Genomic DNA, 26,482 nt, shown 5'->3' on the forward strand with positions numbered 1-26,482 from the left:
GGCCCCGATCGGAGGCGCCTCCCCGTGACCGACTCACCGAGTGGAGCACACCGGGCATCCGACGAGACGTCGGCCGGTCGTGTCTGGAAGCGTCCGCGGGGGAGGGCGCGCTACCCCGACCCGGTCGTGCTCGACGCACCGCCGGCCAGCGCGCCGGCTGCCGGCAGCGAACGTCGCCTCGTCCTCTCGCTCGGCGAGCGGGCCGCGGTCCGCCCCCCGGCCCAGCTGCCCCCGGTCACGCAGACGCCCGCGACCCGCACCCCCGGCGGCCCGTCCGCCGTGACACCCGGCTCCGCGAGCGTCGGCTCCGCGACCGCCGGCTCCGCGCCTGCCGGCTCCGCGACCGCGAGCCCGTCCGCCGCGACCGGCACCCCCGGCGGTCCGAGCACGGCGAGCGAGCCCGCCCGGCCGACCCGCGCCTCCGGACGCCGCCTCATCGCCGGCGGACGCTTCGACGGGCCGCTCGACGACCGCGACGAAGCCGCGACCCGCACCCGGGTCGGCTCGCACGCCGCCCCGGGTCTCGTGGTGCCGCCCGTCCGCGGTGCCGACGAGCTGCGGCGACCCCCGGCGAGCAGCTCGCCCGGCGTCGAGCCGGACGCCGCGACCCTCGTGATGGACATCGTGCAGCCGGCCGCGACGTCTGCTGAGACGGCTGCCGCGACGTCGGCCGCGACGCCGGCTGCCGCTGCCACTGCCACTGCCGCTGCCGTGCCGGCACCGCGCCCGCCACGCGACGGACCCCTCGTGGTCGGCATCGTGAACGTCACGCCCGACTCGTTCAGCGACGGCGGTCGCTACGTCGAGGTCGACGACGCCCTGCGGCACGCGAGGGCGCTGGTCGAGGCCGGGGCCGACGTGATCGACGTCGGCGGCGAGTCGACGAGGCCCGGCAGCGCCCGGGTCGCCCCGATCGACGAGCAGCGGCGCGTGCTGCCCGTCATCCGGCAGCTGGCGTCCGAAGGCGTCCGGGTGAGCATCGACACCATGAACGCCGCCACGGCCTACGCGGCCGTCGAGGCCGGAGCCGACATCGTCAACGACGTCTCGGGCGGTCTCGCCGACCGCTTCATGGCGCAGGCCGTCGCCGACACCGGCAGCACCTTCGTGGCCATGCACTGGCGCGGGCCGCTCGACGGCTCCGACCGGCCCGACTACCGCGACGTCGTGACCGACGTGCACGACGAGCTGCAGCAGCGCGTCGCCGACCTCGTCGCCCAGGGGATCGACCCCTCCCGTCTCGTGCTCGACCCCGGTCTCGGCTTCTCGAAGGACGCCGCGCAGAACTGGCAGGTGCTCGCCGGTCTGCGGGGGCTCGGCCGTCTCGGGCTGCCGCTGATGGTCGGGGCCTCGCGCAAGAGGTTCCTCGGCGAGCTGCTGCCCGAGGGCGCTCCGATCGAGGCCCGCGACCAGGCCACCGCGGTCGTCAGCGTGCTGGCCGCCCTCGAGGGCGTCTGGGCGGTGCGCGTGCACGACGTCGCCGCGACCCGGGCGGCGCTCGACGTCTGGCAGGCCTGGCAGCTGGGGGGCCGCTCGGCGGGCGCCACGAAGTCGACCCGATCGGCGAGGCACGCATGACCTCCGCCGAGACGAGCCCCGCCGCGGCTGCCCCCGCCGCGACGGCCGCCGTCGGCCTCGACGTGCTCCGCTTGAGCGGCGTGCGCGCCACGGGGCACCACGGGGTCTTCGACCACGAGCGCCGCGACGGTCAGGAGTTCGTCGTCGACGCCGTCGTGCACCTCGACACCCGGGCGGCGGCCACCGGCGACGACCTCGAGGCGACCGTGCACTACGGCGTGCTCGCCGAGCAGCTCGTCGCCGCCGTCGAGAGCGACCCCGTCGATCTGATCGAGACCCTGGCCGAGCGTCTCGCCGGCGTGGTCCTCGCGTTCCCCGCCGCCGTGCGCACCGAGATCACCGTGCACAAGCCGAGCGCGCCCATCACCGTTCCGTTCTCGGACGTCTCGATCACCATCGTGCGGGAGCGCCCGTGAGCGCCGAGCCGCACGCGCCCAGCATCCGAGCGGCCGGCGCACCCGCCACCCGAGCGGCCGGCACACCCACCACCCGCGCCGTCATCGCACTCGGCTCGAACCTCGGCGCCCGCGACGAACTGCTCGGCGACGCCGTGCGGGCCCTCGACGCGACCCCGGGCATCGCCGTCGTCGCGGCCTCGACCCCCGTGTCGTCCGTGGCGCTGACGCTCGACGGCCCCGACGAGACGCGCCCCGAGTACCTCAACGCGGTCGCGCTCGTCGACACCGACCTCGACCCCCTGGCGCTGCTCGACGCGCTGCACGGCATCGAGTCCGAGCACGGCCGCACCCGCGAGGTCCGCTGGGGAGATCGCACGCTCGACATCGACATCGTCGTCTTCGGCGACCTCGAGCTCGACACCGAGCGCCTCACCCTGCCGCACCCGCGAGCGTCCGAGCGCGCCTTCGTGCTCGAGCCCTGGTTCGAGATCGACGAGGAGGCGCGGCTCGGCGGCCACGGACCGGTCGCCGCCCTGATCGCGCGGCTCCCCGACCGGACCCGGCCCGTGACCGGGGCGACGAGGCTGCTCGACCGGCGCCGCGCCTCCTCGGCCACCCCGTCGACGGACGACCGGCCCGACCAGGGAGTCACCGCGTGAAGCACACCCGCCCCGGCACCCTGATCGCACTCGGCCTCGTGGCCCTCGTCGCGGGCTTCGTCGTCGACGCCGCCCTGGTCGCGAACGGCATGGCCGCCCTCGTGCCCCCGGTGCCGCTCGGCCTCGTGCTGCTCGCCATCGGCGGCATCGTCGTCAGCATGGCCGTGCCCGTGCGCCGCGTCGCCCGGGGCACCAGCACCGACCGCATCGACCCGTACTACGCGACGAGGGTGCTGCTGCTCGCCAAGGCGAGCAGTCTCTCGGGATCGCTGTTCGGCGGGGCCGCCGCGGGGGTGCTCGTCTTCATGCTGACGCGCGGCGTGACCGTCGCGGTAGGCTCGCTCGTGCCCACGATCGTCGCCGTGGTGGGGGGTCTCGCCCTCCTCGTGGCGGGGATCGTCGCCGAGCGCATGTGCACGGTGCCACCGGGCGACGACGACGGCGGGCCGGGGGCGCAAGCGGCCTGAGGGCCGTGTTCCGTCTCGCCACCGCCGACCGGAGGAACCTCCGCCATGGATCGACTCGACAGCGCCTACGACGACATCGCCCGCCGCGACGGCGCCGTGACCGGCTCCTGGACCGGCATCTCGCCCAAGTACGTCTGGCCCGAGCTGATCGGCTGGGTCGTCACCGGCCTGATCGCGGCGGCCGCCACCCTGCCCCTGTGGCTCCTCGAGCAGTGGTGGGCCTACGCCGTCACCGCCGCGGTGGTCGTGATCTTCGCGCTGGTGGCCGCCTTCACGCCCCGGCGCGTCCGGTCGATCCGCTACCAGCTGCGCGACGACGACCTGCTCCTGCGCAAGGGCGTCATGTTCGTCCGCTTCGTCGCGGTGCCCTACGGCCGCATGCAGCTGATCGACATCAACCGCGGCCCCGTGGTGCGGGCGCTCGGTCTCAGCGATCTGAAGTTCGTCACGGCCGCGGCCTCGTCGGGCGTGACCATCCCCGGGGTGCCCGCCGACGACGCCGAGGCGTTGCGCGACCGCCTCGTGAGCCTCGCCGAGTCGCGACGGGCCGGCCTGTGAGCGACGGCACCCCCGCCTCGCCGCCCGGCGCACCCACCCCGCCGCCCGGCGCACCCACCCCGTCGCCCGGTGCACCCACGCCGCCGCCCGCCGTCGCGGCGCTGACCGACGGCGAGTGGCACCGCCTGCACCCCGCCACCCCGGTGCTCAAGGGCGGCATCGCGCTCGTCGTGCTGCTCGGCATCGTCGTCAACAACGCTCGCGACTGGGCCATCGAGCTCTTCCTGCCGGGCGGTCGCCGGGGCGGCTCCGACGAGGGCGACCCGTTCGGCTACGTGGTCGACCAGGGCTGGATCGGCTTCGTGCTGCTCGGCATCGTCGTGGTGATCGCGGCGCTCGTCGGTCTGTTCTACCTCTCGTGGCGGATGAACACGTTCCGTGTCACGGAGGAGATCGTCGAGGTCCGCAGCGGCGTCGTGTTCCGCACGAACCGTCGGGCGCGGCTCGACCGGATCCAGGGCATCAACATCCAGCGCCCGCTGCTGGCGCGCGTCTTCGGGGCCGCCCGGCTCGAGGTCAACCAGGCGGGCGACGACGCCAACGTCGTGCTCGCGTACCTCCGGGGGGCCGCGGCCGACGACCTCCGGCGCGAGATCCTGCGCCGCGCCTCCGGAGCCCGCCGACCCGAGACGACGTCCGCGCTCGCCGGCGACGACCCCGCGAACCGAGGAGGCGCGGCGACCGTCGTCGACGGAGCCCCCGGCACCCCGCCGGTCGCCCACCGCACCGGGCTCGGCGGCGTCGTCGAGCAGCGCGCGCACGAGTTCCTCGCGCCCGAGCTCGACCCCCGCGAGGCCGACCCCGACTCGGTCGTCCGCATCGAACCGGGTCGCCTGGTCGGCTCGGTGCTGCTGAGCGGCTACACGCTGTTCATCGTCGCGGCGGCCGTCGCGGTGGCGATCAGCGTCGCTGTGACCGGCGAGTACTTCCTGCTGTTCGCGATGCTGCCCGCGCTGCTCGGCTCGGGCGGGTTCTTCGTCAACCGCATCTCGAAGTCGCTGCGCTTCAGCATCGCGTCGACCCGCGACGGCATCCGCATCGGCTACGGCCTCTTCTCGACCACGAACGAGACGCTGCCCCCCGGGCGCATCCACTCGGTCAAGGTCAGTCAGCCGCTGCTCTGGCGGCCGTTCGGCTGGTGGGAGATCTCGATCAACCGCGCCTCGCGGTCGAGTGCGAACGGCGCCGACGGTCAGAACAACACCAGCATCCTGCCGGTGGGCGACATGGCCGACGTGCGTCGGGTGCTCGAGTTCGTGCTGCCCGAGCTCGTCGGAGTGGCCGCCGCGGACGCCGACACCGAGGAGGCGCTGGTCGCCCCGACGGAGCCCGTCACCGAGGAGGCGCTGGTCGCCACCTCCGACGCGGTCGCCTCCGATCCGGTGGGCGCTGCGCGCGGGTTCCGCGAGAACGCGGGCGAGCACGCCGCCCGCACCGTGTCGATCATCGAGCAGGGTCTGACCGCGAAGGGCGACGACGGCGGGTTCACCGTCTCGCCGCGTCGTGCGGCCGTGCTGCGCTGGTTCTCGTGGCGACGCAACGGGTTCCGCTCGGCGCCCGGCGCGGTGCTGCTGCGCACCGGGGCCGTCTGGCGGCGACTCGTCGTCGTGCCGCTGCCGCGCATGCAGAGCGTCGCCCTGCGGCAGGGGCCGCTGCTGCGCCGGCTGCGTCTCGCCGAGGTGACCGTGCACACCGTCCAGGGGCCGATCACGGCTCAGATCGGGGCGCTCGACGAGAACGACGCGCTCGAGTTCTTCCACGCCGCGGGGCGCGACGCCGTGGGCGCGGCGCGCGCCGACCGGACGCACCGGTGGCTGTCGGCGGCGGTGAGCGGGGCGTCCGCAGAGGGGGCGGCTCGTTCGGGGACGGACGCCGCGCCTCCTTCGGGGACCGACGCCGCGGCTCCTGCGGGGACGGACGCCGCGCCTCCTGCGGGGACTCCCGATGCGGCCGCCGCCGGGCCCGTCTCGGACGGCGCGGACGGCGCGGGGGAGCGCCCATGAGCGCTCAGCGCAGCGGACGGCTCGGCGTCGGTGTGATCGGAGCCGGGCACGTCGGGCCCATCCTCGGGGCCGCCCTCGCCGCCGCCGGGCACGCGGTGGTCGGCATCTCGGCCGTCTCCGAGCGGGCCCGCGACCGCGCCGAGGCGATCCTGCCGGGCGTGCCCGTGCTGACCGTGCAGGAGGTCGTCGAACGCAGCGAGCTCGTGCTGCTCGCCGTGCCCGACGACCAGCTCGCCGACCTCGTCGCGGGGCTCGCCGAGACGGGCGGCTGGCAGCCGGGGCAGCGCGTCGTGCACACCTCGGCCGTGCACGGGCTCGAGGTGCTGAGACCCGCGCTCGCCGCCGGCGTCATCCCGCTCGCGATCCACCCGGCGCTCACGTTCACCGGCACCACCATCGACCTCGTGCGGCTCCGCGGCGCGTACTGCGCGGTCACGGCGCCCGTGCCGGTGCAGCCGATCGGGCAGGCGCTCGTCGTCGAGATGGGCGCCGAGCCCGTGCTCGTCGCCGACGCCGACCGCCCCCGGTACGCCGAGGCCGTCGCGACGGCGACCGAGTTCTCGGCCGCGATCGTCACCCAGTCGGTCGGTCTGCTGGCCGAGCTGGGCATGCCCGAGCCGGGGCGCGTCATCGCCCCGCTGGTCCGGTCGGCGATGGACCGCGCCCTCGGCATCGCCGAGGGGTCGGTCGGCCCCGGTACCATCGACGTGGCCTCGTTCGACGACGGGCCGTCCGCGTTCGGCGACCCGCGCGCCTGACGGCACCGCGCCTCCCACATCCTCTTCCCCCTCGCTGGAGCAGCTGACACATGACCGTCTCGCCCGACCCCACCTCCACCCCCGCGCTCGACGGCGCGGCAGGCGCCGCCGCCGACGGCCAGGCGGTCAGCGAGGAGGCGCGCGAGGCGTCCGAGCAGAAGCAGGTGCGCCTCGCCAAGCGGCAGCGTCTGCTCGACTCGGGTCGTGAGGCCTACCCGGTCGGGGTGCCCGTCTCCGACACGATCGCCGCCGTCCGCGCCCGTCACGCCGAGCTCGAGACCGACAGCCGGTCGGGCGACGTCGTGGGGCTCGCCGGTCGCATCGTGCACGCCCGCAACACGGGCAAGCTCTGCTTCGCCGCACTGCAGGCGGGCGACGGGTCGCGCATCCAGGCGATGGTGTCGCTGGCCGAGGTGGGCGAGCAGTCGCTCGCCGACTGGAAGGAGCTCGTCGACCTGGGCGACCACGTCTTCGTCACCGGCGAGGTCATCTCGTCGCGCCGGGGCGAGCTGTCGATCATGGTCACCGACTGGACCATCGCGTCGAAGGCGATCCTGCCGCTGCCCAACCTGCACGGCGAGCTCAGCGAAGAGACCCGCGTGCGTCAGCGCTACCTCGACCTGATCGTGCGAGACCAGGCCCGCGCCACCGTGCGGGCCCGCGCCGCCGCCGTCGCGTCGCTCCGTCGCACCTTCGACTCGCACGAGTACCTCGAGGTCGAGACGCCCATGCTGCAGACCATGCACGGCGGCGCCGCGGCCCGACCCTTCCAGACCCACAGCAACGCGTTCGACACCGAGCTGTTCCTCCGCATCGCGCCCGAGCTGTTCCTCAAGCGGGCTGTGGTCGGCGGCATCGACCGCGTCTTCGAGATCAACCGCAACTTCCGCAACGAGGGCGCCGACTCGACGCACTCGCCCGAGTTCGCGATGGTCGAGGCGTACCAGGCCTACGGCGACTACGAGCAGATGGCGCGACTGACGCAGGAGATGGTGCAGAACGCCGCCTTCGCCGTCGCCGGCACGCACCTCGTCACCCTCGCCGACGGCACCGAGTACGACCTCGGCGGCGAGTGGGCCCGCGTGCCCATGTACGAGTCGCTCAGCGAGGCCGCCGGCGTCGAGGTCACCCCCGCCACCTCGGTCGCCAACCTGCAGGCGCTCGCCGCCACCGTCGACCTCGTCGTGCCGCACGAGACGCACGGCAAGCTCGTCGAAGAGCTCTGGGAGCACTTCGTCAAGCCGTCGCTCGACCGCCCGACCTTCGTCATGGACTTCCCGGTCGACACGAGCCCCCTCGTCCGCAGCCACCGCTCGAAGCCGGGCGTGGTCGAGAAGTGGGATCTCTACGTCCGCGGGTTCGAGCTCGCCACGGCGTACTCCGAGCTCGTCGACCCGGTCGTGCAGCGCGAGCGCTTCGTCGAGCAGGCGGCCCTGGGCGCCCGCGGCGACGTCGAGGCCATGCGCCTCGACGAGGACTTCCTGACGGCCCTCGAGCACGGCATGCCGCCGAGCGGCGGGATGGGCATGGGCATCGACCGCCTGCTGATGGCGATCACGGGCCTGGGGATCCGCGAGACGATCCTGTTCCCGCTGGTGAAGTGACATCCCGAGACGTACCCTTGACGAGTGCCTGAAACCTATCTCGGAGCGTTCGTCTTCTCGTTGACGCCGACCATCGTCGTCGGCCTCATCTTCTGGTTCGTCGTGCGCTCGCTGATCCGCGCCGACCGGACGGAACGCTCCGCGTACTCCAAGATCGAGGCCGAAGAGCGCGCCAAGGTCGCCGCCGCCGACTTCGAGGCCGAGCGCATCGCGGCCGACCGCCGTGGGGGCGACCGCCTCGACGGCGATCGCCGCGCGGCCACGTCGTAGCGCCTCCTCGGCTCCTCTCCCCGGCTTCTCCCCGAACGCCCGTCCGACCACGTCGGCGGGCGTTCGTGCTGTCTCGGGCGCCGTGCAGACACGAGCGGAGTTGTCCCCCTAGCCGTGAACCGAACGGAGGGTGCCCGGTGGGCTGAAAAAGATAGAGCAGCCGTACCCGATGTGTGCATCGGTGGACGGCGTCCCCCTCGACGTGCCGCTCGCGCCCCGAGATGCCCATGATCACGGGCATCGCTGTGCCCCGACTCCGGGGGCTGTACCCCGTTGTGCGGCGTCGAGGTGCCTACACCCGCAGGGGGTGCGCCGTCAAAGACGACGTGTTCTCGTACCCCGAATGACTCGAAACCCTGTGTGCGCCCTCCGAGAAAGCTTGTGAAGGTCCCCTCCGGCTTTTGCCGGGATTCGGTCGAGCGAGAGACTTTTACTACGCCGAAGAGCTTCACGAACTTATTCGACAGCAACGCAGTCAGCACTCGAAGCAGGGAGAGAACGATGACGACCACCACCGTCACCACGCGCAGCAGCAGCACCGAGACGACCGACGACACCGAAGTCGAGGTCCTCTCGCAGGTCCGCGGGGCCTCCACCGACCAGGTCGGCGACTACCTCCGCCACATCGGCCGCATGCCCCTCCTCGACGCGGCCGAGGAGACCGAGATCGCCCGCCGCATCGAGGTCGGCCTGTTCGCCGCCGAGAAGATCAAGGACCTCCAGGCCGCCGACGCGGTCAAGAAGGACCGCACCAAGGCCCACGCCCAGATGATGCGCGACCTCAAGTGGCTGCAGCACGACGGCGAGCGTGCGAAGGACCGCATGATCACCGCCAACCTGCGCCTCGTCGTCAGCATCGCGAAGCGCTACACGCAGCGTGGGCTGCCCTTCATGGACGTCATCCAGGAGGGCAACCTCGGCCTGGTGCGCGCCGTCGAGAAGTTCGACTACACGCAGGGCTACAAGTTCTCGACCTACGCCACGTGGTGGATCCGCCAGGCCATCGCCCGCGGGCTCGCCGACAAGGCGCGCGCCATCCGCATCCCGGTGCACACGGTCGAGCGCATCAACCGCATCTCGCGGGCCGAGCGCGACCTGACCGTCGACCTGGGCCGTGCGCCCACCGTCGACGAGGTCGCCGCCGAGGTCGCGATGGAGGTCGCCGACCTCGTCGAGCTGAAGTCGCGTTCGCACGAGCCGGTGTCGATCCACACCGTCGTCGGCGACGCGGAGGACAGCGAGCTGGGCGACTTCATCGAAGACGAAGAGACGCCCTCGCCGACCGCCGCGACCGAGAACTCGCTGCTGAACCGCGATATGCACGCCCTCGTGGCGACGCTGCCCGACGACGAGGCGCGCGTGATCCGCATGCGCTTCGGCCTCGACGACGACCAGCCGATGACCCTCGACGAGATCTCGAAGCGCGTCCACTCGTCGCGCCAGGCCGTCTCGCGCGTCGAGAGCCGCGCCCGCCTGCGCATGTTCGCGAAGGCCGTCAGCCAGGACCTGCAGCTGTACCTGCAGTAGGCCTGTCGGGCGCTCGCGCTCGTCTGCTACACCGGAGGGCCGCCGCCCCGAGTCCGCTCGGGTGGCGGCCCTTCGCCGTGCGCGCTCGTCGCTGGTGGCCCGTCGCCCGTCGCTCGCGCTCGTGCCCGGCTGACGTTGGTCCGAAGTCGCCCTTCGCGGGGTGCTGGAGGGGTGCTTTCTGCCCACCGTGGGACCCTGCTGCGCGCGCCTCGGCTGACGTTGGTCGGAAGTCGCCTTTCACGGGGTGCCTGAGGGGCGCTTTCTGCCCACCGTGAGCCGTCGGCCCGCGGTGCTCTGCGGGCTTGTGCCGTGAGGCGGGCCCTCCCCAGTCGCAGGCGGGGCCGAATCGTCCACAGGGGGCGGAGCCGAGGAGGCGCGGGTCGACTCAGCCGGGCCAGTCTCGCCTCATGCCCCGCATCCCTCTGCCCCCTGACCTCGTCGATCGTCCGTTCTCCGTCGCCGAAGCGAGAGAGGCCGGTCTGGGGGCCAAGCGTCTCCGCGGCCCCGATCTCGTGGCTCCGCATCGCGGAGTCCGTCTCTCCTCCGAGCGCATCGCGAGTCACGACCGTGCCGTGCCCGACGCCCGGCCGCCTGGCCTGGCGATGGAGTCGGCGCCGGGCCGTACGGGGTTCGAGTCCACCGCCCCACAGAGGCCGTCGGCCGTGGTCATCGACCGGGCGCTGGCGCTGCAGCCCGTCATGCTGAGCGGCTGGTTCTTCTCACACGCCACGGCGCTCGCGATCTGGAATCTGCCGGTCCCCCGCCGGGTGAGCACCGGGGTCGAGGCGTTGCACGTCAGCACGAGCGTCGGGCGCGGCCCACGTCGGCCGGGCGTCGTCGGGCACCGGTCGACGCGGACGCGTCTGCCCGATCCGACGCGGCTCGATGTCTCGTCACCAACGTCGCGAGGCAGCGCGAGCTCTGCCCGGAGAGCACTGCCGGTCGATGATCCCCTCTCGGCCTGGGCGCGGTCCGGCACCCTCCTGAGCCTCGACGAGCTCGTCCGAGCGGGCGACGCTCTGGTCGGCTCGTGGTCGCCGCACGCGGAGGCGCGCGAACGGTCGATCGACGAGCTCATCGCCGCGATCGCCGCAGTGGGCCGGGTCCCCGGGGCCGGGCGGGTTCGAGCGGCTCTCGAGCTGATCCGCCCGGGCGTCGAGTCGCCGAGGGAGACCGACCTGCGCCTCCTTCTCGTCCGTGCGGGGTTGCCCGAGCCCGAGATCAACCAGCCGACCTATGACGCCAGCGGTCGCTATCTCGGCAGGCCGGACCTGCGGTACCGGTGGCGCAAGGTCGCGATCGAGTACGAGGGTGACGAGCACCGGCTCGATCGTCGTCGGTTCCGGCACGACATCCTGAGGCGCGAGCGTTTCGCCGACGCGGGCTGGCGGACGGTCCGTTGTACGGGCGACGACCTCGACGGGCGGCGGGCCGCAGAACTCGTGGCCCGCGTCGAGCGTCTTCTCGCCTAGACAGGCGGCGGCCGCGAGCGATACCGAGCGGGTGGTCGGATGATGTCGCTGCGTGCCCGGCGAAGACTCCCCGTCGACCCGCGAGAGGTCTGCTCTGGCCTCGAGCGGTTCGCTTCGGGCCACGGTGGTCAGAAGGTGCCCACCGGCGCCCCATGAACGGCGTCTCCTGCCCACCGTGGCGGTGGGGCTCGTGAGGTTGGTCAGAAGGTGCCCTTCAGCGCCGCGCGAAGGGCGTCTTCTGACCACCGTGGCGGTGGGGCTCGTGAGGTTGGTCAGAAGGTGCCCTTCAGCGCCGCGCGAGGGGCATCTTCTGCCCACCGTCTGGGGTCGAGCGGTACCGAGTGGCGCGGGCTGACGTTCGAGCGACGGGCGGGCAGGCAGGTGACCGGTTACGGCCGCTCGCCGCGCTCCGCGCGCTCGCCGCGCTCCACGCGCTCGCGGAACCGCGCCCGCACGTCGCTCGGCACGAGCTCGAGCAGCTGGTCCTCGCGCAGCGGCAGGTCGAGCAGGCTCAGCTTCAGGCGCCCCTTGCGTCCGTGCCGGTCGGCGTCGAGTCGGATGACCTGGCCCGCGTCGCGGCGCAGCCGGAGCGCGACCACGCACCCGGCGCTCACGTCGGCCATGACGCGTCCGTCGATCTCGAGCGCGGCGGAGTGCGTGCCGTCGCCGATCTCGAACCGCAGCAGCTCGCGCGGGCCCAGCACCACCGAGCGGTCGATGCCCGACATGGGGGCGACCGGGGTGACCACGACGGCCGCCACGGCCGGCGACAGGATCGGCCCTCCGGCGGCGTAGTTGTAAGCGGTCGAGCCGGCCGGCGTCGAGGCGACGATCGCGTCGGCCTTGTAGAAGCCGTAGGGGGTGTCGTCGAGCACGAGGTCGGCGCTGACGACGCCCTCGCCGGGGCGCCGTGCCACCGAGACGTCGTTGAAGGCCAGGTAGGTGTTCTCGAAGCCGGACGAGGTGTGGGTCACCTCGAGGGCGTGGTGCGCCTCCAGCGAGAACTGCTTCCCGCCGATCCGATCGAGGGCCTCGGGCAGGTCGCGCGGCTCGACCTCGACCAGGAACCCCACGTTGCCGTAGTTCACGCCCAGCACGGGCACCGGCCGTTCGGCCACGAGGCGCATCGCGCCGAGCATCGTCCCGTCGCCGCCGAGCGCCACCACGACCGACACGCGCTCGCGGAAGACGCCCTCGTCGACGAGCTCGACGCCGTCGCCGACCCGGGCCGCGTCGGCGGTCATCGCGAGCAGGTGCGCGTCGGATCGCGCCGTCCAGTCGCGGAGGATCGCGACGCTGTCGACGACCGACTTGGTGGGGTGCGGGACGAGCCCGACGGTGAAGGTGCCCATGGGGCCGAGGCTAGTCGTCGGCCCTGTCAGCCCGACCCCGGAGGCCTGCCGTGGCCCGTCGCGGGCCTGCCGCAGCCCGACCCCGGAGGCCTCCCGCGGCCCGTCGCGAGGCCGCTCTATGCCCCCAGCGAACAGGGGCTGATTAAGCGGTGTCCCGTGGTTACTCTCTGTGTAAACCGGTGCCACCCCCTGCGGGCACCGACTGCGTATCGGTGGCGACAACTCCACCCCGTCACCTAGGGAGCAAAGAAGATGTTCGAGAGATTCACCGACCGTGCCCGTCGCGTCGTCGTCCTCGCCCAAGAAGAGGCGAAGATGCTCAACCACAACTACATCGGTACCGAGCACATCCTGCTCGGTCTCATCCACGAGGGCGAAGGCGTCGCCGCCAAGGCCCTCGAGTCTCTGGGCATCTCGCTCGACGCCGTGCGCGAGCAGGTCCAGGACATCATCGGTCAGGGCCAGCAGCAGCCGACCGGTCACATCCCCTTCACGCCCCGGGCGAAGAAGGTCCTCGAGCTGAGCCTGCGCGAAGCGCTGCAGCTCGGCCACAACTACATCGGCACCGAGCACATCCTGCTCGGCCTCATCCGCGAGGGTGAGGGCGTCGCCGCCCAGGTGCTCGTCAAGCTCGGCGCCGACCTCAACCGGGTCCGCCAGCAGGTCATCCAGCTCCTCTCCGGCTACCAGGGCAAGGAGGCGGTGGCCGTGGGCGGCGAAGCGACCCAGGGCGCTCAGGGCGGCAGTCAGGTCCTCGACCAGTTCGGTCGCAACCTGACGCAGGCGGCGCGCGACAACAAGCTCGACCCGGTCATCGGGCGCGAGAAGGAGATGGAGCGGGTCATGCAGATCCTCTCCCGCCGCTCGAAGAACAACCCCGTGCTGATCGGCGAGCCCGGTGTCGGCAAGACGGCCGTCGTCGAGGGTCTGGCCCAGGCGATCGTCAAGGGCGAGGTCCCCGAGACGCTGAAAGACAAGCAGCTCTACTCGCTCGACCTCGGCTCGCTGATCGCCGGCAGCCGCTACCGCGGTGACTTCGAGGAGCGCCTGAAGAAGGTGACCAAGGAGATCCGCACCCGCGGCGACATCATCGTCTTCATCGACGAGATCCACACCCTGGTGGGTGCGGGTGCCGCCGAGGGCGCCATCGACGCCGCGTCGATCCTGAAGCCGCTGCTCGCCCGCGGCGAGCTGCAGACGATCGGTGCGACCACGCTCGACGAGTACCGCAAGCACTTCGAGAAGGACGCCGCTCTCGAGCGCCGCTTCCAGTCGGTCCAGGTGCACGAGCCCTCGCTGCCCCACACGATCAACATCCTCAAGGGCCTCCGCGACAAGTACGAGGCGTTCCACAAGGTCTCGATCACCGACGGCGCCATCGTGTCGGCGGCGAACCTCGCCGACCGCTACGTCAGCGACCGGTTCCTGCCCGACAAGGCCATCGACCTAATCGACGAGGCCGGCGCGCGTCTGCGTCTGTCGATCCTGTCGGCTCCGCCCGAGCTGCGCGAGTTCGACGAGCGCATCGCCGGCGTCCGCGGGCAGAAGGAGGGCGCGATCGAAGATCAGGACTTCGAGAAGGCCGCCTCGCTGCGCGACGAAGAGAAGAAGCTGCTCGGCGAGCGTCTCCGACTCGAGAAGCAGTGGCGTTCAGGCGAAGCCGGAGCCGGCGGAACCGTCGACGAGGGCATCATCGCCGAGGTGCTGGCCCAGGCGACCGGCATCCCCGTCTTCAAGCTCACCGAAGAGGAGACCTCGCGTCTCGTCTTCATGGAGAAGGCGCTGCACCAGCGCGTCATCGGTCAAGAAGAGGCCATCGCGGCGCTCTCGAAGACCATCCGCCGCACGCGGGCCGGTCTGAAAGACCCGAACCGCCCCTCCGGCTCGTTCATCTTCGCCGGTCCGACCGGTGTCGGTAAGACCGAGCTGGCCAAGGCGCTCGCCGAGTTCCTGTTCGACGACGAGGGCGCGCTCATCTCGCTCGACATGTCCGAGTACGGCGAGAAGCACACCGTCTCGCGTCTGTTCGGCGCCCCTCCCGGGTTCGTCGGCTTCGAAGAGGGCGGGCAGCTGACCGAGAAGGTCCGCCGCAAGCCGTTCTCCGTGGTTCTGTTCGACGAGATCGAGAAGGCCCACCCCGACATCTTCAACTCGCTGCTGCAGGTGCTCGAAGAGGGTCGTCTGACCGACGGTCAGGGTCGCGTCGTCGACTTCAAGAACACGGTCATCATCATGACGACCAACCTCGGGTCGAAGGGCATCGCGGGTGGCCCCGTCGGCTTCCAGAGCGACAGCGACACGGCGACCGGTTACGACCGGATGCGCGCCAAGGTCAACGAAGAGCTGAAGAAGCACTTCAAGCCCGAGTTCCTCAACCGCGTGGACGACACCATCGTGTTCCCGCAGCTGAGCAAGCCCGAGCTGCTGCAGATCGTCGACCTGTTCGTGAAGCGCCTGTCCGAGCGACTGCTCGACCGCGACATGACGACCGTCCTGACGCTGCCCGCGAAGGAGCAGCTCATCAAGATCGGTTTCGACCCGTCGCTGGGTGCTCGTCCGCTGCGTCGTGCGATCCAGCACGAGGTGGAAGACCGTCTGTCCGAGCGCATCCTCACGGGCGACCTGACCGCGGGCGACCACGTCGCGATCGACTTCGTCGACGGCGAGTTCACCTTCGAGACGTCGCGCCAGCCCGGTCGCGACGAGGTCCTGGTGGGCGACGCCCCCGAGATCGAGAGCTGATCGAGGGTCCATCCGATTCACCGCGAGGGCGGTCCGGCTCCGGCCGGGCCGCCCTTCGGCGTGTCCGCAGCCGAGGAGGCGCGGGTCGGCCTGAGTAGGCTGGCCCGATGACCACAGCGGACCAGTTCGGCATCACCGTCCGCGACGCCGTCGTCAGCGACGTGCCGCACATCCAGCGGCTCTGCGAGCCCTTCGTGCAGAAGCGCATCCTGCTCGGCAAGGACCTCGTGACGCTGTACGGCGACGTGCAGGAGTTCCAGATCGCCGTCGGCCCCGACGGCACCCCCATCGGCTGCGGAGCGCTGCACGTCATGTGGGACGATCTGGCCGAGGTGCGGACGCTCGCTCTCGATGCCGCATGGATCCGTCGGGGTGTCGGCCACCGCCTCCTCGAGGCCCTCGAAGGCGCCGCGCGCCGACTCGAGATCGGGCGCCTGTTCTGCCTGACGTTCGAGGTCGACTTCTTCGAGAAGCACGGGTACCTCAACGTGGGCGACGAGGGGCTCGTGCCGCCCGAGGTGTACGGCGAGCTCGTGCGGTCGACGGACGAGGGTGTGGCGGAGTTCCTCGACCTGGCGCGGGTCAAGCCGAACACGCTCGGCAACTCGCGCATGCTGAAGGCGCTGCCCGCGCTCGACTGACCGGGCGGGTCGGGCGCTCGTCCGGCTGCCTCGGGGCGCCGGCACCGCGCCTCCTCGGCTGCTGCTGGGGCGATTCTCAGCCCACACGCCGCCGGGGTGCCGGGTTCGCGGGCTGACCTGCGGTTAGCTTGTGCGCATGTCGACGTTCAAGAATCCGACCGGGCCGCAGCCGCCCTCGGTGTACTGGCGTCGACGTGCCGTGGTGGCCCTCGGGCTGATCGCGGTGATCGTCATCATCGTGCTGATCGTCGTGCGACCCGGGTCGGGTGCGAGCGAGCCAGGTGCGGCGGCGACGTCGAGCGCTCCTGCCGCCGACGGCTCGGCCGACGCCGCCGCTACGGCACCCGCCGAGACGGCTCCTGCCGCCGATGCGACGCCCGAGCCCAGCGCCGATCCGACGGCCGCGACCGACGGCACGGCGTGCGAGCCCGCGGACATCGCCCTGGCGGCGATCCTCGACAAGGAGTCGTACGCGGCCACCGAGCTGCCGCAGATGGCCATGTCGATCACGAACACCGGCGATGCCGACTGCGTCATCAACCTGGGGTCGAACCAGCAGCGTCTGGTCGTCTCGAGTGGTGAGGAGCAGTACTGGTCGTCGAAGGACTGCCAGGTGAACGGCACCGATCAGGATGTGACGCTGACGGCCGGGCAGACGCTCGAGACCCCGGCGATCGCGTGGGACCGCACGCGGTCGTCGCCCGACACCTGCGACAGCGAGTCGCGCAGCCCCGTGCCGGCCGATGGCGCGACCTACCGACTCTCCGTCTTCGTCGGCGACATCACGTCGGCCGACCCCGCCCCGATGATCTTGAACTGAGCGATGACCGAAGCTGCTGACCCCCGTTCCGAGGCGCTCGAGCTGGCCCTGGCCAGCCAGGACGTCGCCGCCGTCGCGTTCGCGCTGCGCCATGACGTGGTCGTGGTGCCGAAGCTCGTGGCCGATGCGTCGGCTGCTGCCGAGGGTGCCGGTGCTGCCGGGGCTGCCGGTGGTGCCGGCGCCGAGGGTGCTGACGGTGCTGACGGTGCTGACGCCGATGGTGTGGCGTTCGGTGCGGCCGAGCAGGTGCGCGTCTTCGGGCGTGAGAACACCGACAAGCGGATCCTGCTGCTGTTCTCGTCGGCTGACGCGTATGCGGCGATGGTGCCGAACGACACGAACCGTCAGGTGATGCTGTACGACGCGTCGGCGTTGCGGGCCTTCCTGGAGGTGCACCTCGACGTGCTCGAGCAGGTGTTCTTCGACATCGCCGGGCCGCACACGATGGCGGCCACGCCGGAGGACCTGCTGAAGGCTCTGCACTAGTCGACCCGCTGCCGGTCGATGTCGCTGGCCGACGATGCCTCGATGCCGCTGGCCGACGTCCCTGCCCGACGTCCCTGGTCGGCGCCGCTGCACACCGGGTGGAGCGAAGGAGGCGCGGGTCGTCGCCCGAGGCGGCGAGCGACCCGGCGGGGTCATGCCGTCAGAATGCGGCGTCGAGCTCGCGTTCGCGCGGGCTGCTGCCGATGCTGAAGGCGCGGCGGAGGGCCTCGCGGAGGTGGGTGGCGTCCGAGTCGACGAGGTGCGTGAAGCCGAGGCGGCGGGCTTCGGAGCTGCGTTGGGTGGCGGATGACGCGGGTCGGATCTCGCCGGCGAGGCTGATCTCGCCGGTGGCGGCCATGGTGTGCGGGAACGACACGTCGCGGCTGGCGCTGGCGAGGGCCAGGGCGATGGCGAGGTCGGCGCCGGGTTCGGTGAGCTTGATGCCGCCGACGGTGGAGACGTAGACGTCGGCGTCGCCGAGGCGGATGCCGGCGCGGCGTTCGAGCACGGCGAGCAGCATGGCGACGCGTGACGAGTCGACGCCGTTGACGACGCGGCGGGGTTGCGGTGCCGAGCTGGCGACGATGAGCGCCTGGACCTCGACGGGCAGGGCGCGGCGGCCCTCCATGGCGACGGTGATGCAGGTGCCGCTGACGGGGGCGCCGGTGCGCGACATGAAGAGCCCGCTGGGGTCGGCGACCTCGGCGATGCCGTCGCCGGTCATCTCGAAGCAGCCGACCTCGTCGGTGGGGCCGAACCTGTTCTTGTGGGCGCGGATGAAGCGGAGTGACGTCTGGCGATCGCCTTCGAACTGGCAGACGACGTCGACGAGGTGCTCGAGGAGGCGCGGGCCGGCGATCGTGCCGTCTTTCGTCACGTGCCCCACCAGCAGCACGGGCAGGTTGCGGTCTTTGCTGACGCGGATGAGGGTCGAGGCGACTTCGCGCACCTGCGAGGTGCCGCCGGCGATGCCGTCGAGGGCGGACGACGAGACGGTCTGCACGGAGTCGACGATGACGAGCTGCGGGTCGACCTGCTCGATCTGGCCGAGGATGACGGCGAGGTCGACTTCGGCGGCGAGGTAGAGGTTGGGGTGCAGGGCGTTGGTGCGTTCGGCGCGGAGGCGGACCTGCGAGGCGCTCTCTTCGGCGGTGACGTAGAGCACGCGGGCGCCGGTGGCGGCGGCGCGGGAGGCGACCTCGAGCAGGAGCGTCGATTTGCCGACGCCGGGTTCGCCGCTGAGGAGGATGGCGGCGCCGGGGACGATGCCGCCGCCGAGCACGCGGTCGAACTCGTCGATGCCGCTGGGCCAGGAGGCGACGCTGGTGGCTTCGATCTCGGTGATGGGGCGGGCGGCGCGGTCGGCGCCGACCTTGATGGCGGCGGTGCCGCGGGCGCTGGCGAGGGTGGTGGTGACGTCGACGACGGTGCCCCAGCGTTGGCATTCGCCGCAGCGACCGACCCACTTGAGCGATGTCCACCCGCATTCGGTGCAGCGGAAGGGTGGGGATGCGGGGCGTGCCATGCGGACAGCCTAGGTGTGGCCACCGACACTCGCCGCGCCTCCTCGGCGGGGTTGTGGAAAGCCGACCACGAACCCCCGCGTGAGCATCGAACCCCGTCGTAGAGGGGTGCCTTGCTCACGCGGGGGTTCCAGGCCGGAGCCTCGCCGGGTAGCGCCAGGCAGCGCCGGGTCAGGCCGGGGCCGCACCGGGTCAGGCCGGGTCGGGCCGCTGCGAGGGGCCGCGCCGGGTCAGCCCGAATCGGGCCGCCCAACCCGTCTCAGGCGCGGTCGGCGGCGATCTGCGCGAGGCGGTCGGCGATGGCGGGTTCGAAGGCGGAGGCCCAGACGCGGTAGCCGAGGTCGTTGGGGTGGAACAGGTCGCCGGCGGAGTTGCGGAAGGTGCGGAGGAGCCCTTGTCGGCGCGTGGTCTCGTAGAGGGGTGCGACGGTGAGGTCGAGTTCGCCGGCGACCCGGTGGACGATCGCGTTGGCTTCGGCGACCTTCTTCTCGCGGTCGGGCAGCCACATGGTCGGCAGGTCGGCGACGATGGCGTGGCTCGGCAGGGCGCTGTAGATGGCGCGGATGTTCTTCTCGAACGACTCGGCCTTGAAGTCGATGATGTCGTTGGCGCCGATGGCGACGGTGACGATGTCGGGGTCGTATTCGGCGAGCTTCGGCAGCTGGTCTTTGCGGCAGAGCCAGGTGGTCGAGCCGCTGACGCTGAGGTTGACCATGCGCAGTGACGAGTGGGTGGCGCGGCGGATGCCTGCCGACAGGCGGCCGACGTAGCTGCGGGCGGGGCTCGAGGCGCCGATGCCCTGGGCGGCCGAGTCGCCGAGGGCGACGTAGAGCAGGGCGCCCTTCTTGTCGTAACGCGAGCGCCACCAGGCCGAGTGGACCGGCAGTTTCTCGTTCAGGTCGTGGGCGGCGGCGCGCTGCTGACCGGCGAAGTGGCGGTACAGGGCGAAGGTCCCGCCGACGGCGGCGAGGGTGGTGCCGACGCCCGACAGGAAGGCGAGGGAGGTGCGCTGCGTCATGCTCGAAACCTACGCCCGACCACTGACATCACGGCTGCGATGCCTGTGGAGCCACGCGGGAGCCGAGGAGGCGCGGGTCGCCGTTTCGACACAGCCCCCGTCGTGTATTACACTCGCTCTCGGTACCGTGTCCGAGCGGCCGAAGGATCATGTCTCGAAAACATGTGTGGGGGTTGACTCCACCGTGGGTTCAAATCCCACCGGTACCGCCAGAGAAAGAGCCCCGAGAACCCCGTACTTGCAGGGGTTCCGGGGCTCTTTCATTTGTCGTCGGAGAACAGCGGTAACGCAGCGGTAACAGGAACGCGGTGAGCTCGAGTGAGCAACCTGCACTTCCGCATCGCGAGGGGTGTACAGCTGCTCCATCCTGCGGCCAAGACAGAACGTCACGTGCTCGCCGCCGGCCCCGTCGACGACGACCCGGCGGCCTCTCGGTCGCGCTTGGCGCCCGTGCACTCGAAACGCTGCGCGACGTCATCGTGCCGGGCCTCGACCTCGTGCCGATGTCAGGCGTGACCGTCGGCGCCGTCCGCAATGAACCCGTGATCGCTGGCGCTGGCCGCGGGAGCGTCTCCGCGAGGCCCTGCCGGCCGTCGCCCTGCGGGCCGTCTCAAGCGACGCTACGACCTGATCCTGCGCGCGAGAGCTGCCCCAGGGTCGCCCGATGGGGGAGTGACGTGCCGCAGGAGCAAGAGCTGTTCGAGCCCGTGCTGCTCAACCTCGACACGGACACCTACGTGATCCTGACCAGGGCCCTGCACGACTTCGCCGAGGCGAACGATCACCAGGCGGAGGGCGAACGCCAGCGCGTCCACGACAACGACCTGCCCGAGACAATGAGCAACGCCGGGTCGTTCCGCCTCCTCGTAGAGCAGGCTCGCGCCTTGGCGCTGGACGTCGAACGCCAGATCGACGCGAACAGTGCTGCGCGCCGTTCGACAGAGATCTGATGCAGCTCAACGTCAGCGATGTCTAAGCGTCCGCTCACCGCGGCTGAGCATGACCGAGCGGGCCGAGTGGAAGGCGTAGAACGCCATCGTCACCGAGTCGGCCGAGTTCTACCGAGACGCAGGCGGTCACCTGTTGAGGGCAGAGGATCGCGCCAAGCACCAGGTCATCATCGAGCGAGTCAAGGCCGCAGCGCTCCGGCTGCAAGCCGCCCGCGGCACCTAGGCCACTGTGGGTCGCCTGACCTAGGGTCGGCGGGTGACTCAGTACCGGCTCGTGTTTCAGGGTACGAACGTCGCCCGGATAAAGACCGTCGATGATCCCTCGGCAGCCCCTCTCGCGTGGTTCCGCGTCGTCGACGCCGTGATCGCCGTCCACGTCTACGTATACGCTGAGGCCGTCCGCGATAGACCGTGGATCGCGGGTTGCCCGTCGCTCGCGGGAGCCGTCGCCGACAGTGACGAGCTGCACCGCGTCAGCTCCGAGGGGGCTACAAGTGGAACGGCGGCAGCATCGAGTCGAGCCCCGGGGGCTAGACCGTCCCCGACCATGCCTCCGGCTCCGGCGAGCTGCGCTCGATCAGCACGCGGATCTCAGCCTCATGCTGAACCGCCCAGGCGATGGCAGCGTTGAGCGTGTCGAAGGTCCGCAGCCAGGGTCGGCGGCCGCCGTCGTCGCGGCAGTGTGCGTAGACGTCGAACACCCAGCGGCCCGTCGAGCTGCGAGTCGTGACGTACCCAAGAGGTGGCGCCGGCTGTTGCTGCACGAGCCACAGCCCGTGCGACCCCGGGAACACCGGGCGAGCATACGGGTGCTGTTCTCGTCGCTTCGCGAGGATGTTCCGCATCGCGTCGCCAGATCCCTGCACACCCACAGGCGCACGGTAGGCCCATCCACCGACACGCGCAGTAGCGCCTCGAGCGACCGTGACAGGCGGCCGACTCGATCGCCGGTGCAGTCCTACTTTGGGCGCGGGGCACGCGAGGTGAGCGCGGTGACGATCTGTTGCGCACGGTCACCTCGCGGCCCGGACGAGACGAGAGCAACTACCCCGGCCCCAAGGAGCAGGAGCGGGCGACTGGTCACACGCAGAGCGAGCAGTACGACCAACACAGTTGACGGTGCCGCCTCGATGAGGTCGGTCACGATAGGAAGCCACAGAGGCACCAGAATCTCCGTTACTGGTACCAAGCACCCGCACACATGGCACCAAAAAGAAGACAGGGCCGGTGTTGCTATAGCGAGACTCGAACTGGCGCGACATTTTTCGGCTCGAGACTGCGGGGCCTCAGAACATGTAATCAGCGCCGGTTTTCACCGGGTCTCGCACCGCGACAGGGCTCTAGCCGTGAAGCGGGTACATATCGTGACGCCAGCGGATCATTGACAATTAGTCGCTGAAAGGCCGGACACTCGTGCAGGGGTACGTACCAATGATACATCAGACTTGGCATCCATGATGAGGTTGTGCTGTGTGTTCACTGAGAGCATGCCCCAGGCTGAGAGCGGCTGCCAGGCAGCGTCTCTGGCTCGCCCGCGAACAACGTTAGAGGCCTCAAGGTGGTCCTCGACTAGCGTCCACGACTTAGGGGTGGGTGGCAGCTGCCACTCACCCCTAAGCTGCGTCTGCGGCAGTGCTGCTGCACTTTAGGAGGACACATGACTATCTGGACCGACCTTGGGTTTCGCGATAACCCGTACGCATCACAACCGCTTCCGGCGACGGAAGCCGGGGACGCGCTTCTAGTTGGTCGGGAGCGAGAGAGCCGAACGCTGGCCGTCAAGCTCGGTAGCGAATCGTTGCACCCAACGCTTGAAGGCGCCAACGGTGTTGGCAAGACAAGTCTTGTTCTCGTCACGCTCTATCGCGCAATGGAGCAGCGAAAGCGGCGCGAGACAGACCAGACGTTCGTTCCCGCATCAGTCTTGGTCCAGATGGGCACCGACGCTCACCAACTGCACCGGGACGCACTCTTTTCCGTCGCCCAAGCTCTAATTGAGCACCAGCATTTCCTTGAGCAGTGCGGCCATGACGTAGGCGGCCTGCACGACCTCAAGATTTGGCTGAATCAGCCGGTGAATCGCAGCTACGGCGCGGGCCTCTTCGGGGTTTCAGGGGAGTACGCGGAGACGGCAACTTCTTCTCCTGGTTTTGACGAATCTGGATTTGAGCGACTCTTGAAAGCCGCCTTGGTTCGCATCTTCCCGACATCCTCCGATGGTGCGGTCGTGGGGATTATCGACAATGTCGAGCTCGTCGGAAAAAGCAACGAGGCGCGACGGGTTCTTCAGACTGTCCGCGATACGACTTTGTCTCTTCCGGGTGTCAAGTGGGTGCTTTGCGGGGCCCTAGGAATCATTCGATCCTCCGTGAGCTCGCCCAGTCTGAATGGCCGGGTGAGTACCCCAATCGCGGTAGCGCCTGTTCATTCACGCTCTATACCGGATCTCATCTCAGCGCGTCTAAACCATTACGCCGCTAGTGACGATGTGCAGTCGCCAGTCGAGGCGGAAGAATTTCAACACCTCTACAAGATTTGCAATGAGAACCTCCGCGACGCCCTGAAGTACGCCCAAGCCTTTTGCGTTTGGCTTGAAATCGAGGGAGAGCTAGGTAAGCATCCGGACGGATATCTGCCCCTGCTGGAGGTCTGGTTGGCCCAGGAAGCTGAGCAGATCGTTTCCTCTATCTCGCTTCAGCCACGCGCCTGGACCCTCTTCGACGATCTAGCTGCCGCAGGGGGCGCATGTGCCCCCAGCGACAATGAAGAATTTGGTTTCAACACGCCGCAGCAGATGCGAACTAATTTCTCTGCTCTCGAGCAGGTCTCTCTTGTGCACGCCGTTGTAGACGAGGACGACCAGCGCCGGAAGACTGTGAACATCACTGACAAGGGCTGGATCGTCATGTATGCCCGGGCCAACTTCTCGGCGTAAGACAAGACCACTACGTGCAGATTCCGTCCGGCAGAGCCCCGGCGGCGTCACCGAATACAAATTCCGCATCCTCAGTTCCTGGATCGCCACCCCGAAGCCCCTAGAGAGTGCCCGCTAGGTCGCCGCCAACGGCAAGGGGTGCGCACTCCTGCGCCGTCTCGAGCGATAGACGTCATCTCTGTCCAAACAGGGTTATCGATTCAAGGCCCATAAACGTTCGATTGCGGGTGGACTCGGCCGAGGGTCGGATCGACCGGCCAGAAACGGTGGCCGGTTCGAAACGGGGTTTCGAACCGGCCCGGGTTTCTGGGAAGCCTGCGGGTCGGGCGCCCGTTAGACGGTCGTTCATCGGGACACTTTGCGCGTCGGTCCCGGCCGACTGAAGTCAAGTGCCGCCTGGCCTGCGTATTCGCGTATGACTGTCCCGCAAAAATGCCCGATCATGGGGATTTAAACGCTGCAGTCGTTGGACGCTCATCGGATACGCGCGTGTCTCGACTTCGGGACAAAATCTCGCAGCACAACTTGATGGTCTTGAATCGCTCGGTGTTGACGATCAACACGTCCATGTTGACCACGGCTTGTCGGGCACCACTCGAGCGAGGCCGGGCCTCCGTGAGGCATTGGCTGCGTGCCGTGCCGGTGACGTTCTCGTGGTCACCAAGCTTGACCGCCTTGCCCGCTCGCCCCGGGACGCGACCGATATTGCGGACGAGTTGACGAAGAAGGGTGTCGCGCTGAACCTCGGGGGAGCGGTCTACGACCCCACCGACCCGGTAGGGCGGCTCCTGTCAATGTGCTCGGCATGGTCGCGGAGTTCGAGGCAGACCTCATCCGTGCCCGAACCCGAGAGGGCATGGCGATCGCGAAGGCTGCCGGCAATCTCCGGGGCCGAAAGCCCAAGCTCACCCCCTCGCAGGAGAAGCACCTGGTGCAGCTGCACCGCACCACGAGCGAGATCGCCGAGCTGTTCGGCGTCGCCCGCTCGACGGTTTATCGAGCGGTCCATCGCGCCGAACTAACTTGAGATGTGTCCCACGGAGGGCTGTGAAGACTTGACTTAGCAACCTGAGATCTCAATCTGGGGGCGGGCAATCGTTTTGCCGATCAGGGCCTCGTCGCAACACGTCGGCCATGTACCTTGCGCATTTGCTTCTTCCAGGACGAATCAACGACAGGATGGGGTCATGCTGTCAACGCTGGACGTCATCGACAACTACCTCACGCCACGGGGCGAAGCTGACTTCTCTTCTCTCCCTGGACGAGATCTGGATCACTTCGGTGAGCGAGTGCGCGAGTTCTCGGCTGCCCACGAGCCTGAAATTGATTCGGAGTTACATCCCATCTACTTGGGCGGATGGCCGTCGGCCAACTTTACGTTGATCGGTGGCGACCTTGTGCTCTCGAGCCTGCTTTACAGCGGGCAAGTCCTCGTTCGCGACCCCATAGCTGATTGGTTCTCTTGGGAGCAATACCACCTCGAACACATGATCAGCGCTAGACCGGGATATCGGCCCCCTGAGGAAGACGCCGAGACTCGCATGGGGCGGACTCGCGCGTTCCTCTGCACCGTCATCCCTGAACTGCTCCGAATGCGGCCACTTATTGAGGCAGGCATTGTCGTTCCCGTCGCTTCGGAGCCGCTTTTCTACCGTAGAAGGTCCTTAATTGATCAGCTTCGAAGAGACATCTCAAGCAGAGTCGACTTGGGGCCGACTGAATACGCAGAGCGGTTTGGTGCTCGAGAAATCGCTTCTGAGACCAACGTGCGAGGGTTTTTCGCGATGGCCCCAGGGCCAGATCCCGGACCCCAGATCCAGAAGGCGATTGATCACGGCATTCGGTACTTCTCCCGCGAGTTCACTCTCGCGTCTGAACATGGCGTGACCTACACAGCTCCATTTGCACACGAGCGATTCCTTTGCCAAGCAGGTATCAGCCCTATCGTCGGAAGTTCAGCTCGAGTCGTTGAAGCCGTGCTGAACTCCGGGCTACCCGTGTTCCACGGCCTGACGCCAAGGGTTGTTCGTGACATCCATGACGACGATGCCTTCGCGGAATTCCGGGCGAAACTTCATGAGGTCTATCAGCACACCCCAGTAGAAAACCCCGACGAGGCCAGACTGTATATCGAGGACCAGGAGAACGCCCTGCTTCGCCCCCTAATCGCTCAAGGCGAGGATGCCGCGTCATCCGGCTATCTGGCTCGACTGGGGGCTTCTCTTTCTGCGAACAAGTACGGCATCACAGCGGCCCTAGCTGCGGACTTTACGCTCGGAGCGGTCGGTCCGATGACTGGGCTTGCCCTGGCCGGGACAGTCTTAGACGAGCTGTCCGACCGTCGAAAGGGCTCTGCTGGGCCACAACGAATTTGGTCTTCGCTAGTGCGACATAACCGTGCCGCCGGGGAGGAGATGCGATCGGTCCAGTCCGAGGGTGCGCCAAGCTCCGGCCCAAACTGGGGAATCCCTAAAGAACCTGGAATGACGGTCGCTGTTACTGCAGGAGAGGTGATCTTGGATGCCGATCCCCGCACCGTTGCAAATCCAACTCCTGATCGAGAGCTTCGACTGCAGCTAGGGGTGTATGGGCCGTGCGGCTGCGGAAGCGGTAAAAAGTATCGATTCTGCTGCGATGGCCTCCGGTAGCTGAAAGACAGCGGCGTGAAGGCGAGGGGAAACGCCTACAAGGTCGTTATAGAGCACTCTCTCGCACCTCAGT

General features: G+C 69.5%; 22 protein-coding genes, 1 tRNA gene and 1 pseudogene. 20 read left to right on the forward strand and 4 right to left on the reverse strand.

Annotation, left to right across the window (positions count from 1 at the left end):
* Positions 1 to 24 precede the first annotated feature (24 nt).
* The 11 genes from folP (at position 25) to ACZZY9_RS09330 (ending at position 11,294) form a co-directional block, all read left to right on the forward strand.
* On the forward strand, positions 25 to 1,578 hold the full coding sequence (gene folP / locus ACZZY9_RS09280; protein ID WP_463463867.1) for a dihydropteroate synthase: 1,554 nt from the start codon (positions 25 to 27) through the stop codon (positions 1,576 to 1,578).
* Positions 1,575 to 1,994, forward strand: a complete 420-nt coding sequence (gene folB, locus ACZZY9_RS09285) for a dihydroneopterin aldolase (RefSeq protein WP_463463868.1) — start codon at positions 1,575 to 1,577, stop codon at positions 1,992 to 1,994. Before folP ends, folB begins: the two co-directional genes overlap by 4 nt.
* Entirely contained in the window at positions 1,991 to 2,635 is a 645-nt protein-coding gene (gene folK, locus ACZZY9_RS09290; protein WP_463463869.1) for a 2-amino-4-hydroxy-6-hydroxymethyldihydropteridine diphosphokinase, read from the forward strand. Before folB ends, folK begins: the two co-directional genes overlap by 4 nt.
* Positions 2,632 to 3,102 carry a DUF3180 domain-containing protein gene (locus ACZZY9_RS09295; protein ID WP_463463870.1) on the forward strand — a complete coding sequence of 157 codons (471 nt, stop codon included), beginning with the start codon at positions 2,632 to 2,634 and terminating at the stop codon, positions 3,100 to 3,102. The genes folK and ACZZY9_RS09295 overlap by 4 nt, the downstream gene beginning before the upstream one ends.
* 45 nt (positions 3,103 to 3,147) lie before the next feature.
* A complete protein-coding gene (locus ACZZY9_RS09300; RefSeq protein ID WP_463463871.1) occupies positions 3,148 to 3,660 on the forward strand; it encodes a PH domain-containing protein in 513 nt (170 codons plus the stop codon).
* On the forward strand, positions 3,657 to 5,663 hold the full coding sequence (locus tag ACZZY9_RS09305; RefSeq protein ID WP_463463872.1) for a PH domain-containing protein: 2,007 nt from the start codon (positions 3,657 to 3,659) through the stop codon (positions 5,661 to 5,663). Before ACZZY9_RS09300 ends, ACZZY9_RS09305 begins: the two co-directional genes overlap by 4 nt.
* Positions 5,660 to 6,421: a Rossmann-like and DUF2520 domain-containing protein gene (locus ACZZY9_RS09310; protein WP_463463873.1), complete on the forward strand. Its 762-nt coding sequence runs from the start codon at positions 5,660 to 5,662 to the stop codon at positions 6,419 to 6,421. Before ACZZY9_RS09305 ends, ACZZY9_RS09310 begins: the two co-directional genes overlap by 4 nt.
* A gap of 50 nt (positions 6,422 to 6,471) precedes the next feature.
* Positions 6,472 to 8,025, forward strand: coding sequence for a lysine--tRNA ligase (gene lysS, locus ACZZY9_RS09315; RefSeq protein ID WP_463463874.1), 1,554 nt, complete (start codon positions 6,472 to 6,474; stop codon positions 8,023 to 8,025).
* A 24-nt stretch (positions 8,026 to 8,049) separates the two neighbouring features.
* The gene (locus ACZZY9_RS09320) at positions 8,050 to 8,295 is read left to right on the forward strand and encodes a hypothetical protein (protein ID WP_192061782.1); all 246 of its coding nucleotides are present in this window, start codon (positions 8,050 to 8,052) and stop codon (positions 8,293 to 8,295) included.
* A gap of 501 nt (positions 8,296 to 8,796) precedes the next feature.
* A complete protein-coding gene (locus ACZZY9_RS09325) occupies positions 8,797 to 9,822 on the forward strand; it encodes a sigma-70 family RNA polymerase sigma factor (RefSeq protein ID WP_192061739.1) in 1,026 nt (341 codons plus the stop codon).
* Between the two features lie 407 nt (positions 9,823 to 10,229).
* A complete protein-coding gene (locus ACZZY9_RS09330; RefSeq protein ID WP_463463875.1) occupies positions 10,230 to 11,294 on the forward strand; it encodes a hypothetical protein in 1,065 nt (354 codons plus the stop codon).
* 389 nt (positions 11,295 to 11,683) lie between these two features.
* Here the strand turns inward: ACZZY9_RS09330 and ACZZY9_RS09335 are convergent, their stop codons facing one another.
* On the reverse strand, positions 11,684 to 12,646 hold the full coding sequence (locus ACZZY9_RS09335) for an NAD(+)/NADH kinase (RefSeq protein WP_463463876.1): 963 nt from the start codon (positions 12,644 to 12,646) through the stop codon (positions 11,684 to 11,686).
* A 252-nt stretch (positions 12,647 to 12,898) separates the two neighbouring features.
* On the opposite strand from ACZZY9_RS09335, the gene ACZZY9_RS09340 reads away from it, so the two are divergent.
* The 4 genes from ACZZY9_RS09340 to ACZZY9_RS09355 all read left to right on the forward strand — a co-directional run bounded on the left by ACZZY9_RS09340 (position 12,899) and on the right by ACZZY9_RS09355 (position 17,335).
* The gene (locus tag ACZZY9_RS09340; RefSeq protein ID WP_192061742.1) at positions 12,899 to 15,388 is read left to right on the forward strand and encodes an ATP-dependent Clp protease ATP-binding subunit; all 2,490 of its coding nucleotides are present in this window, start codon (positions 12,899 to 12,901) and stop codon (positions 15,386 to 15,388) included.
* Positions 15,389 to 15,495: 107 nt separating this feature from the next.
* Positions 15,496 to 16,029 carry an amino-acid N-acetyltransferase gene (locus ACZZY9_RS09345; RefSeq protein ID WP_243214859.1) on the forward strand — a complete coding sequence of 178 codons (534 nt, stop codon included), beginning with the start codon at positions 15,496 to 15,498 and terminating at the stop codon, positions 16,027 to 16,029.
* Between the two features lie 136 nt (positions 16,030 to 16,165).
* Positions 16,166 to 16,849 (forward strand): hypothetical protein, encoded by a 684-nt coding sequence (locus ACZZY9_RS09350; RefSeq protein WP_463463877.1) that lies wholly within the window; start codon positions 16,166 to 16,168, stop codon positions 16,847 to 16,849.
* A 3-nt stretch (positions 16,850 to 16,852) separates the two neighbouring features.
* On the forward strand, positions 16,853 to 17,335 hold the full coding sequence (locus ACZZY9_RS09355; RefSeq protein ID WP_463463878.1) for an SseB family protein: 483 nt from the start codon (positions 16,853 to 16,855) through the stop codon (positions 17,333 to 17,335).
* Positions 17,336 to 17,495: 160 nt separating this feature from the next.
* Here the strand turns inward: ACZZY9_RS09355 and radA are convergent, their stop codons facing one another.
* Together radA and ACZZY9_RS09365 are read right to left on the reverse strand one after the other, a co-directional pair.
* A complete protein-coding gene (radA, locus tag ACZZY9_RS09360) occupies positions 17,496 to 18,860 on the reverse strand; it encodes a DNA repair protein RadA (protein ID WP_463463879.1) in 1,365 nt (454 codons plus the stop codon).
* Between the two features lie 257 nt (positions 18,861 to 19,117).
* Positions 19,118 to 19,876, reverse strand: a complete 759-nt coding sequence (locus tag ACZZY9_RS09365; RefSeq protein WP_463463880.1) for an SGNH/GDSL hydrolase family protein — start codon at positions 19,874 to 19,876, stop codon at positions 19,118 to 19,120.
* Between the two features lie 121 nt (positions 19,877 to 19,997).
* On the opposite strand from ACZZY9_RS09365, the gene ACZZY9_RS09370 reads away from it, so the two are divergent.
* Positions 19,998 to 20,088, forward strand: a tRNA-Ser gene (locus ACZZY9_RS09370).
* Between the two features lie 465 nt (positions 20,089 to 20,553).
* Positions 20,554 to 20,826: a hypothetical protein gene (locus tag ACZZY9_RS09375; RefSeq protein WP_463463881.1), complete on the forward strand. Its 273-nt coding sequence runs from the start codon at positions 20,554 to 20,556 to the stop codon at positions 20,824 to 20,826.
* 530 nt (positions 20,827 to 21,356) lie between these two features.
* On the opposite strand, the gene ACZZY9_RS09380 is transcribed toward ACZZY9_RS09375, so the two are convergent.
* Positions 21,357 to 21,527 carry a hypothetical protein gene (locus ACZZY9_RS09380; protein ID WP_463463882.1) on the reverse strand — a complete coding sequence of 57 codons (171 nt, stop codon included), beginning with the start codon at positions 21,525 to 21,527 and terminating at the stop codon, positions 21,357 to 21,359.
* Positions 21,528 to 22,483: 956 nt separating this feature from the next.
* Between ACZZY9_RS09380 and ACZZY9_RS09385 the strand changes: the two genes are divergently transcribed.
* From ACZZY9_RS09385 to ACZZY9_RS09395, 3 genes and pseudogenes are all read left to right on the forward strand, one after another.
* Entirely contained in the window at positions 22,484 to 23,761 is a 1,278-nt protein-coding gene (locus ACZZY9_RS09385) for a hypothetical protein (RefSeq protein ID WP_463463883.1), read from the forward strand.
* Between the two features lie 476 nt (positions 23,762 to 24,237).
* A pseudogene (locus ACZZY9_RS09390) lies at positions 24,238 to 24,788 on the forward strand (recombinase family protein).
* A 160-nt stretch (positions 24,789 to 24,948) separates the two neighbouring features.
* Positions 24,949 to 26,409 carry a hypothetical protein gene (locus ACZZY9_RS09395; RefSeq protein ID WP_463463884.1) on the forward strand — a complete coding sequence of 487 codons (1,461 nt, stop codon included), beginning with the start codon at positions 24,949 to 24,951 and terminating at the stop codon, positions 26,407 to 26,409.
* Positions 26,410 to 26,482: the final 73 nt, after the last annotated feature.

This window comes from Frigoribacterium sp. AC394 (genome assembly GCF_979258095.1).